This window comes from Microbacterium sp., from assembly GCF_049661145.1.
Lineage (GTDB): Bacteria > Actinomycetota > Actinomycetes > Actinomycetales > Microbacteriaceae > Microbacterium.
The window spans coordinates 1-3,180 of sequence record NZ_JBASZT010000444.1 but is presented as its reverse complement, the minus strand read 5'-3'; the positions used below and the strand labels follow the sequence as shown (position 1 = coordinate 3,180).

The window sequence follows — 3,180 nt, the reverse complement described above, 5'->3', positions numbered from 1 at the left end:
CGCCCAGCTCGTGCAGTTCGTCGGCGCGGGCGCGCAGCACCTCGTCGACGGTGCCACGGGCCGTCGTTCGACCCTCGTGGTCGAGCACGACGACGCGGTCGGTGATGCCGACGACGGCATCGAGATTGTGCTCCACGAGCACGATCGCCCGGTCGCCCGCCGCGACGAGTTCGCCGAGGGCGGCGTAGACCTCCTCGATCCCCTCCGGGTCGAGGTTCGCGGTGGGCTCGTCGAGGACGAGCAGCGGCGACCCCATCGCGAGCGCGCACGCGATCGCGAGGCGCTGCTTGCCGCCGCCGGACAGGCGGTCGGGGTTCTCGTGGCGCCGCTCCCACAGACCCATCCGCCGCAGCGCCGTCTCGGTGCGGGCGAGCACGTCCGCGACCGGCAGCCGCAGGTTCTCCGGCCCGAACGCGACCTCGTCGAGCAGCGTCCCGGTCACCAGCTGCGCATCGGGATCCTGGAACACCATCCCGACGCGACGGCTCAGTTCCGCGACGGGCGTCGTCGCGGCGTCGAGCCCGTCGATGAGCACCGTCCCGCTCACGTCCGCGGGTACCGCGTGCGGGATCAGTCCGTTGAGCGCGAGCGCAAGCGTGGACTTGCCGGCGCCGCTGGGACCCAGCAGCAGCACGACCTCTCCCGGCGAGACCTGGAACGAGGCGGATGCCGGGGTGCCGGCATCCGCTCCATCGTGCCGGATGCCGACGGCGTCGACGCGCAGCAGCGGGGTCGGGGTCGTGGCGGGGTCGGCCGTGACGGCCGCTCCGGAGACGGCAGAGGTCACGGGAAATCCCAGCGGTCAGGTCAGAGGCGTTCCCCTAACTTAGCCTGCCCTTACTTCCGCGGCCAACCGGTCGGATGCTGAGGAGATGGCGGATGCTGAGGAGCAAAACCCGGTATCGGATCCTCAGAATCCTGCTTTCTCCTCAGGAACCTACGCCTACCCGCCCGTCAGCGCCGCACCGTCTGGCGCGCGACCCCCGCCCGCCGCAGCGCGGCGCCCACACCCAGGCCGATCGCCGTCCACACGATGGGACCGAGCACCGAGAGCGCGAGGTAGGCGATCTGCGCCCACAGCGGGAACGCGCCCAGGTGCGCCGCGAAGAACACGGCGAGCGCGACGACCAGACCGATGATGACGGCCGAGACGAAGAACCGCCACGCCCCCCAGGCGCGGTAACGGGTGAGCGCCGCGACGCCCTCCTGGATGGCGCCGAACAGCAACGCCGTGCCGATGAAGCGCCCCGCCCACACCGGGTTGAACGCGGTCGCGACGAGCGCGGCGAGCACGTGCGTCAGGATCGCGACGAGCGGCATCCGCAGCACTTCCTGCGCCACGATGCCGGGCAGCACGTGCGCACCCAGCACGAAGCCGTACGCGATCGCCAGCGGCGTGGCCAGCAGGACGGGGGTCACGAGACCCGCAACGCCGCCCACGATGCCCGTCGCAACCCCGATGGCGGCGCACACGAGCAGGACGCGCGTCGACAGGATCGGGGTTCGGGCCACGTCTTCAGCGTAGTCCGGCGCCGTCGGATGCCGATCTCCCGTCTCGCGGTGGATGCTGAGGAGATCCGGCGGCGTCAGCCGCGTTTGGTGCCAACGCCCTCGTCAGCCGGAAGGCGATCCTCCAGGGGCGCGGCCTCGGCGGCCTCGACATCGCGAGGACGCCAGCGGATCGCAAGGTCCGGCACTTCGTGCTGCTGCAGGTACTTCACGACGAAGGGGCACACCGGCACCACGGTCTCGTCGCGCGCCGCGACGTCCGCCATCGCCCTGCCGATGAGCAGGGAGCCGAGGCCACGCCCGCCGAACGCCGGATCGATCTCGGTGTGGGGGAAGATGAGTCTGCCCCCGGCATCCGCTACGAACTCGGTGAATCCTGCGACCGTCCCCTCGACGAGCACCTCGTAGCGGTGCTTCTCGTCGTCTCGGACGACCTTAACCTCGTCGGCCATTGCGGCTCCCTCCGTCGGCATGTCTGTGCTCCAACGCACGCGGGCGGGGTTCTGTTCCGTCGCGGGGCCGGGATTCGTCCGCTGGAGGATGTCCGACGACAGTTGCTCCGGTGCGCGGCACTACCGCGCGGCGAGCGCAGTGGCGAGGATGGACCCATGCCCCTTGCTGCACTCGCTCCGCGGCTTCCGGCGGCCGGTGGGCGATGGCTGGGACTGCTGGTAGCCGTGGTGGCGCTGGCGGGGTGCGCCGCCCCGGCATCCGTTCCGTCATCGACGACGCCGACGACGCCACCGGCCGTCTCCACCGCCACGCCGACTCCGACGCCCACGCCCGATCCGCTGGCCGGGCTCACGCTGGAGCAGCGGGTCGGGCAGGTCTTCATGGTCGGCACGGCCGTGTCGTCCGTGACGCCGGCGACCGTGTCGGCCGTCACCGACCGGCACGCCGGCAGCATCTTCCTGCACGGGCGCACACAGGCCGGGACGGCCGCCGTCGCCGCCGTCGTGGGTCAGTTCACGCAGCTCGTCGACGGCGGGGCGACCGGCGGCATCCGGCTGTGGGTCGCCACCGATCAGGAGGGCGGCGACGTGCAGGTCCTGCGCGGCCCGGGGTTCGACGACATGCCGTACGCGATCCGGCAGGCCGACCTGCCCGACGACGAGCTCCACGCCCAGGCTGCACAGTGGGGCGGGCAGCTGGCGGCGGCGGGGGTCGATATGAACCTCGCGCCGGTGGCCGACATCGTGACCAGCCACGACGCACGGTTCTCGAACCCGCCGATCGGTGCCCTGGGGCGCCAGTTCGGCTACGACGAGCCGACCGTCGCGGCGAAGGCGGGCGCGTTCGCGCAGGGAATGAGGGATGCCGGGGTGCTCCCGGTCTTCAAGCACTTCCCCGGCCTCGGTCACGTCACGGCCAACACCGACACGACTGCGAACGTCATCGACACGACCGTGACCGCGGACGGACCGGAAGTCGCGGTGTACGAGCCGCTGACGGCGGCCGGTCCGTCGGCCATCATGGTCGCGACGGCGATCTACCAGAACATCGATCCGTCGACGCCGGCGGTGTTCTCGCCGACTGTCGTCGGGCTCGTGCGCCGCACGGTCGGGTTCGACGGTGTCGTCATGACCGACGACCTGTCCGCCGCCGCGGCGGCGCTGGCGTGGAGCCCCGGCGACCGGGCGGTGCTCGCGCTGTCGGCCGGGGTCGACCTGG

At 71.9% G+C, this 3,180-nt stretch carries 4 protein-coding genes; 1 reads left to right on the top strand and 3 read right to left on the bottom strand.

Annotated elements, in window-relative coordinates; genetic code table 11:
* From WBP48_RS18285 to WBP48_RS18275, 3 genes are all read right to left on the bottom strand, one after another.
* On the bottom strand, positions 1-787 hold a 787-nt coding region (locus WBP48_RS18285; RefSeq protein WP_424442205.1), incomplete at its 3' end, for an energy-coupling factor ABC transporter ATP-binding protein.
* 167 nt (positions 788-954) lie between these two features.
* On the bottom strand, positions 955-1,512 hold the full coding sequence (locus tag WBP48_RS18280; RefSeq protein WP_424442203.1) for an ECF transporter S component: 558 nt from the start codon (positions 1,510-1,512) through the stop codon (positions 955-957).
* Positions 1,513-1,586: 74 nt separating this feature from the next.
* Entirely contained in the window at positions 1,587-1,961 is a 375-nt protein-coding gene (locus WBP48_RS18275; protein WP_424442201.1) for a GNAT family N-acetyltransferase, read from the bottom strand.
* A gap of 156 nt (positions 1,962-2,117) precedes the next feature.
* Between WBP48_RS18275 and WBP48_RS18270 the strand changes: the two genes are divergently transcribed.
* The coding region (locus WBP48_RS18270; protein WP_424442200.1) for a glycoside hydrolase family 3 N-terminal domain-containing protein at positions 2,118-3,180 on the top strand (1,063 nt) is incomplete at its 3' end.

What these genes read in the sequence shown, in the direction of transcription:
- WBP48_RS18275 (WP_424442201.1), bottom strand. Translation starts at nt 1,961, where the DNA reads ATGGCCGACGAGGTTAAGGTCGTCCGAGACGACGAGAAGCACCGCTAC.